Source organism: Boseongicola sp., from assembly GCF_057460485.1.
This window is the reverse complement of the sequence record NZ_JBVCWP010000259.1, coordinates 1-5,421: the sequence shown is the minus strand read 5'-3', so window position 1 is coordinate 5,421 and position 5,421 is coordinate 1. Positions and strand designations below refer to the sequence as shown.

The 5,421-nt window shown below is 54.5% G+C and carries 9 protein-coding genes; 6 read left to right on the top strand and 3 right to left on the bottom strand.

The annotated features are described in order from the left end of the window. Both AC221Y_RS19710 and AC221Y_RS19705 read left to right on the top strand, forming a co-directional pair. On the top strand, positions 1 to 540 hold a 540-nt coding region (locus AC221Y_RS19710; protein WP_486708126.1), incomplete at its 5' end, for a hypothetical protein. Positions 541 to 564: 24 nt separating this feature from the next. Beyond that, complete coding sequence (locus AC221Y_RS19705) at positions 565 to 1,068, top strand: hypothetical protein (RefSeq protein ID WP_486708125.1); 504 nt, start codon at positions 565 to 567, stop codon at positions 1,066 to 1,068. Between the two features lie 146 nt (positions 1,069 to 1,214). On the opposite strand, the gene AC221Y_RS19700 is transcribed toward AC221Y_RS19705, so the two are convergent. The 3 genes from AC221Y_RS19700 to AC221Y_RS19690 all read right to left on the bottom strand — a co-directional run bounded on the left by AC221Y_RS19700 (position 1,215) and on the right by AC221Y_RS19690 (position 2,901). After that, complete coding sequence (locus AC221Y_RS19700; protein ID WP_486708124.1) at positions 1,215 to 1,463, bottom strand: hypothetical protein; 249 nt, start codon at positions 1,461 to 1,463, stop codon at positions 1,215 to 1,217. Between the two features lie 588 nt (positions 1,464 to 2,051). Beyond that, a complete protein-coding gene (locus tag AC221Y_RS19695; RefSeq protein WP_486708123.1) occupies positions 2,052 to 2,288 on the bottom strand; it encodes a hypothetical protein in 237 nt (78 codons plus the stop codon). A 142-nt stretch (positions 2,289 to 2,430) separates the two neighbouring features. Continuing rightward, the gene (locus AC221Y_RS19690; protein ID WP_486708122.1) at positions 2,431 to 2,901 is read right to left on the bottom strand and encodes a phasin family protein; all 471 of its coding nucleotides are present in this window, start codon (positions 2,899 to 2,901) and stop codon (positions 2,431 to 2,433) included. Between the two features lie 722 nt (positions 2,902 to 3,623). Here AC221Y_RS19690 and AC221Y_RS19685 point away from each other — a divergent pair. The 4 genes from AC221Y_RS19685 to AC221Y_RS19670 form a co-directional block, all read left to right on the top strand. Beyond that, entirely contained in the window at positions 3,624 to 3,866 is a 243-nt protein-coding gene (locus AC221Y_RS19685; RefSeq protein WP_486708121.1) for a CsbD family protein, read from the top strand. A gap of 292 nt (positions 3,867 to 4,158) precedes the next feature. Next, positions 4,159 to 4,518, top strand: coding sequence for a ComEA family DNA-binding protein (locus AC221Y_RS19680; RefSeq protein WP_486708120.1), 360 nt, complete (start codon positions 4,159 to 4,161; stop codon positions 4,516 to 4,518). Next, positions 4,518 to 4,736 carry a hypothetical protein gene (locus AC221Y_RS19675; protein ID WP_486708119.1) on the top strand — a complete coding sequence of 73 codons (219 nt, stop codon included), beginning with the start codon at positions 4,518 to 4,520 and terminating at the stop codon, positions 4,734 to 4,736. The genes AC221Y_RS19680 and AC221Y_RS19675 overlap by 1 nt, the downstream gene beginning before the upstream one ends. Positions 4,737 to 4,875: 139 nt before the next feature. Beyond that, the coding region (locus AC221Y_RS19670; protein ID WP_486708118.1) for an SOS response-associated peptidase at positions 4,876 to 5,421 on the top strand (546 nt) is incomplete at its 3' end.

Here is a 5,421-nt window from a genome sequence, read left to right as displayed (position 1 = left end):
CGAGGTAAAGCCATGCCAGCCCCAAGAAATAACAAACATGCCGTTGGAAACAAGGGCGGTGGACGGAAGTCCACCTACAAACCCGAGTATGCTGAACAAGCACGGAAACTCTGCAATATGGGGTTTACTGATGAGCAGCTCGGCGAGTTCTTTGGCGTAACTGAGCGAACGATCAACCGATGGAAGCTCGAACACGTTGAGTTTATGTCAGCCCTTAGCGTAGGTAAGGCGCATGCTGATGATATTGTGGAGCGGAGCACGTTCATTGCGATCAATGGCTTCACGCGCACTGTACGTGAGACCGTGGAGATCGACGGCGAGAAGCGGCTGAAGGAGAAAGAGATTTACTATCCGCCTAATCCGGCTGTTGGCATAAAGTGGCTCGCAGCACGTAGGCCAGAGACTTATGGACAGAAGCCGGAGGGCGAGGGTGCAACAGTACTCGCTGAAGGACTGAAAGCTGCTCTGTTAGAGATGACACAGAAGTCACGTGAAGCGCGGGCAGAGCGCAGACGTCTTGCAAAAGAAACTTCACACTAGCGGACATCCAGGGACGAGCCGACTGTGAGCGGATCAAGCAAAGCAAGCTACGGGAAGGCAACCAATCAACGAGAAGCGATCGCCTATCATGAGGCTGGGCATGCGGTGATCTCGATGAAGCTCGGCTACAGGTGCCTATACGTCACGATAGTTCCTGACGGTGACAGGTTGGGTCATGTTTGCGGTGAAGACCCATTGATTGTCGGTCGCGCCAGCAAGTTTCAGGACGCGATAAAGATCCTCGTGGCTGCCAGCCTTTCTGAGAGTAAGCACTTCGGCCTCGCGACATGGGGCGATGCCGAAGATCGCTTGACGGCGAACAAGCTCGCTCTCCTGGCCTGCAACCATGAAACTGCGCAAGCCGAAGCTCTCATCGATGGAATTGTCAGCGAAACGAGCCAACTGTTGGAGCATCACTGGCCAGAAATCGACGCCCTGGCTCAGCGACTACTCACGCAAGGGCGAGTGAATTTCCTGGATAGTGAGGGGCTGGGCACTGCCAATCCGAAGTCCGCTTTGCCCCCGTAAGCAGACATCCTCAGTGTCAAAGTCAATGTCCGTTAAGTGCCAGAAGCGGACCTCTGCCCCTTGAGAGTGTAAGCAGCTACGTCGAATTCAATTTCAGTATCGGCGCGACGCGCGAGCAGCGGAGCGGTTACAGTAATAAGGTGCAGTCAGGTGACATCCTTGCGAGGAAGCGGATAATCTCCGCTTTCGTAAAGCAAGCGAATTTGGCGGCCGTCGAACCTTTTCTCTTCGACCTCAAGGTAAGTGCCCAAGAGGAACTGAGACGGAAGCTCCTCCATAGCGAAGCGTACAGCTTCAGCGGCGACCTCGAATCGTTTATAGGTTACGTGTCCCACACTATGCTTACCGGTCCTGGCTGGATAAAGTTCCGCCATCGCCGTATAATCAAATGTCATTCCATCCAATCCTTTCGACGAGTGTCTGGCCCGGGTGTCTGGTGATAGCTCTTCGGCGCATGCCTTTTTTGAAATTTTTGCCCGGCCTCAATTGAGCAGGTAACTCATGCTAGTTTGCGCTTGGGATTGGCGCGAGCCGGGTATCTCTCCCCTAGCGGTACTGGCAACCGACCACTCCTCCGAAACCTGAGCGTTCTGCGTAAGAAGGTCCCCTTCATTTTGGTGGGGGCTTTCTCTTTGGTTGCCCTAACGGTGCCGCGCGACACGGCCGCTGTAAGTAGTGGCCCGGGCTGAAGAGCTTGGCCCTCTCCCTCGCCAAGTATCGCGCGCTTTGGTCAGTGCGGCTTCGAATCCGTCAACGGAGGAATCGCGCGGTTCCCGATTTGGTTGGGCAGGAAGAACGCTGTCAGGGCGGCGAGAGAGCCTCGCGGGCTGATCGGAAAGCTTGGCATGCAAAATAGCGCGCATGGAATTGAACTTTCTAAATGGTTTGATTTATTCGGTCGTGGGTCAAATCCAAAGGACGCCTCGATTAGTGCCTTGGATTCTGCGGTGAATGCACGTCATGGCCTCGAAGGTAGGTAGCGGTTACGATCCCACGAGCCGGGTGACGCTAGTTGCACGCCATCTCCCGGGTGGGCGTATTGCTGCGTCTTCTTCCTGCGCTGCCTGAAGGTCCAAAGGATCGACAGTCACCATCTCGACCGTGGATCCGGCCTCGCCCGGCACGATCATGGTCGTCGAAACCCGACGGTAAGCCAAAAAGGACACGCTCTCGATCAGTTCTTCCTCTGTTACAACCTGATAGTCGGCAGGCGGCAGCAAACGATCCACTCCTTCCATACAGAACGATCGACGGAAGGTCACGGTCTTGCTGCTTGTCCGTACAGTCATCGAAATGGGAACCATTTGAACCGATGGGGCGGTAGCAACCGCGCGGGGCAGACCTTAATGCACTCTGCGCATCTCATCCATGGCTGCGCTTCACCTCTGCCTTGATTGGCTCGGCCGCATCGACGGTCACCCTCGTCGAGAGCGCGCGGACTTCTTCGGCTTGGGCCGTCAATACGCTGAACTGCTCACGCCAAAAAGCCGTCTGACGTCGCACGATGTCGGCTAGGTTCTTGGCGCCCGCTAAGCTCGTGGCTAAGTCGAAGCTCGCATGGACATTGCGTCTGGCGATGTCGATGATCTTGCGATTGAACGCTATTGCTCCTTGCCCGGCAGCGTCGAAGGACCTTTCGAACGTCGTCACGGATGCATCAAAAGCATCCCAAGAGCGGTCGTAGGCCTCGCGGGTCTGAGCCACGGACTTCTCGGCAAGAGCACGCACGCCCTCTGGAACGGCAGGGTCGAGACCGAGATTGGCGAGCTGGTTCGTTGTGTGACGATAGGCGGCGCGCGCCTGGTCAGCGGCAGCTTGGGGATTGGTATTCATGATAGTGCCTCTTGAGGTTACGTCGCAGACGATTTCGCAGGCTGACAGCCGCCGGACCCTGTCCGCGGGGGGCGGTCGTGGTGCTGATTTTTTCAGGAAAGGGGGCGCGCACGTAGTCGGCACATTGTCTTTGCCGTCAGCGCCTGGCGTCCGGCATGCCAGTGATGTGTATATGGGCTCTAAGTAGGGCATTACAAGCTTTGCGCGTTAAAAAGCAGTTATTACGCGTAATAGTAGAGGTCACTTCGTCAAATCCTTCGATTAACTTGGACAGCGGTCGAATTTGCTCGCAGCGATAAGAGCTTGAGAGTCGCTTAGGGTCAGAACCGGACCAGAATAAGCGGCGCACCCAGGCCTGCTCCGTACCAGAAGCTGAACATCGTATGGCAAGACCGGAAGAAAGCGTCAGTGTAAGACCAAGGACGAGCTGATATAGACAGAAGCAAGACTCAGTATTGCCAAGCCAGTGCCATAAACTAGAACATGAGGAAAGGGGGAATCTGAATTGAATGATTTCACGACTTTGATCATTTTTTTTCCTACTTAAATACTGTGAGAATATCACTGTTATTCATTCCGTATGTTTTAAATAAGTCCGTAGAAAATATTATTTTTATTTCTAGATTAGGATAGCATTTCCTGTCTTGAAGGCACATATATATCGTGTCATTTGACTGATAATCATTCAAATGAGAATTTTCTCATATTTGGAGACAACAATAATGGACAATGCAACAGCGACAAAAACGCCTGAAATCACTCAGGACAACGCGGGGAATAAGCAAGAAGTTCTCAACGACATCCGCGCGAAGTGGGGCAAATTCTCCGAGCAGGAGTTGTCAGCGCTCAAGGGTAAGGACGACCTAGTGAGCAAGATTTCGGCCAAGTACGGCACGAAGCCGGACCAGGCCGTGAGCGAAGTGGACGTCGTGTTGAAGGGCCGCAAGCTCGGCGCTGGCGCCTAATCGCAAAGATTGCCGGGGGCCGTCCAAGAGGCGACCTCGATTCTATCCCTATCCCCCTTGAACGAAATCCCCCATGGCAAAAGTCCAGCAGAAGCGCAATCGCGAAAAGACGAAGCCGAAGCAGGGCAAGAAAAAGGTGACCCAGCCGTCTGCTTCCCCCTTCGCGTCATCCGGGCCGCGTGGCAGGCGCGCCCAGTAGAAGCGCTAACGCTTTTCCCGAACGAGTTGGAACGAACCTCTTTCGCCCGCGCTCTGCTGGTTTCAACCGCAGCTCGCGATCCACACCCGTCCGGTGCTACCATCAAAAGGAGCAGCTGTGCCCCGCTCGTTAATCCGGTACTACGGCGCACGTCGCCTCAACCTCAACTCTGCATCCCTCGACGCTCTTCTTCGAGTTAGTAGTCTAAGCGTAAGGCGAGCAAGACGGTTGGTCCAACACCGACCTTACAGAAGTTGGGACGACATAGAACAAGTTCCCGGCTTCGATAGGTACGTGGTCTATAGCCTTCAAGAAAATAGCTATCTCGGCCCCTCCGTGAGCATCAGAAGAAATTCAGATGTTCGACCTCAAAGGACAGGGCACCACACGAAGGATGTTCATCTTAGCGTCGGCGAGGAAAATCTGAAAACGGCAACCCAGAGCGAAAGCTGATGAGAAAAATATACGTCTCTGACAACGGCAACGACAAGCATGATGGTCTCACAGAAAAGACGCCAATCCGTTCTTGGCAGAGGTTCGTCCAACTTTGTGAAGGCAATGACGAAATCATCATTATGGGAGATGCCAACACAGCAAAGATAAGACTCATTGCCGAGATTGATAAGAAAGGTCGCATCGCTCGAAGCACGATGCCGGCTCCAACGGGTTGAATAAGCCCGAGGCCCTGCAAAAAGGCAGATACGGGCAACTTTGCCGCGCGGACAGGTGACGTCCGCTTTGGGTCATTAGCGGACATGACGCCCATCCGCATCGATGTCCGCTTTAGGTCCGCTTCAGGACATTGCGCCCGTGCGCCAGGACCGCGGACTGATCTATGCTGAAGGCATGTGCGGACGCGTCATTCAAAGTTCGAGCCCCTTACGTCTGGCCATCGTTGACGGCCTTGATGTGAGCAATAGCGGGATGGGCAACTTCCCTCCCCGCTACAACGCTGCACCAAGCCAAGATCTTCTGGTCATCCGCGAGAACCACAAAACCGGTGAGCGTTCCCTCGACCCGATTAAGTGGGGTCTCATTCCGTATTGGTGCAAAGACCCGAAGGGTGGCCGCAAGCCTATCAACGCCAAGTCAGAGACTATCGCCAAGCTACCGATGTTCCGCGATGCCTATGCTAAGCGACGCTGCATCTTGCCGATTGATGGCTTCTTCGAGTGGCACGCGATCAAGGGCGCGCCCAAGCAGCCCTACGCCATCGCCATGAAAGATGGCTCTCCCTTTGGTCTCGCTGGCATATGGGAGAACTGGCTCAATCTCAACACAGATGAGTGGGAGCGCACCTTCGCCATCATCACTGTGCCGTCGAATGAGTTAGTTGAGAAGATACACTACCGCATG

What these genes read in the sequence shown, in the direction of transcription:
- AC221Y_RS19675 (WP_486708119.1), top strand. Translation starts at nt 4,518, where the DNA reads ATGAGAAAAATATACGTCTCTGACAACGGCAACGACAAGCATGATGGT.
- AC221Y_RS19690 (WP_486708122.1), bottom strand. Translation starts at nt 2,901, where the DNA reads ATGAATACCAATCCCCAAGCTGCCGCTGACCAGGCGCGCGCCGCCTAT.
- AC221Y_RS19700 (WP_486708124.1), bottom strand. Translation starts at nt 1,463, where the DNA reads ATGACATTTGATTATACGGCGATGGCGGAACTTTATCCAGCCAGGACC.
- AC221Y_RS19685 (WP_486708121.1), top strand. Translation starts at nt 3,624, where the DNA reads ATGGACAATGCAACAGCGACAAAAACGCCTGAAATCACTCAGGACAAC.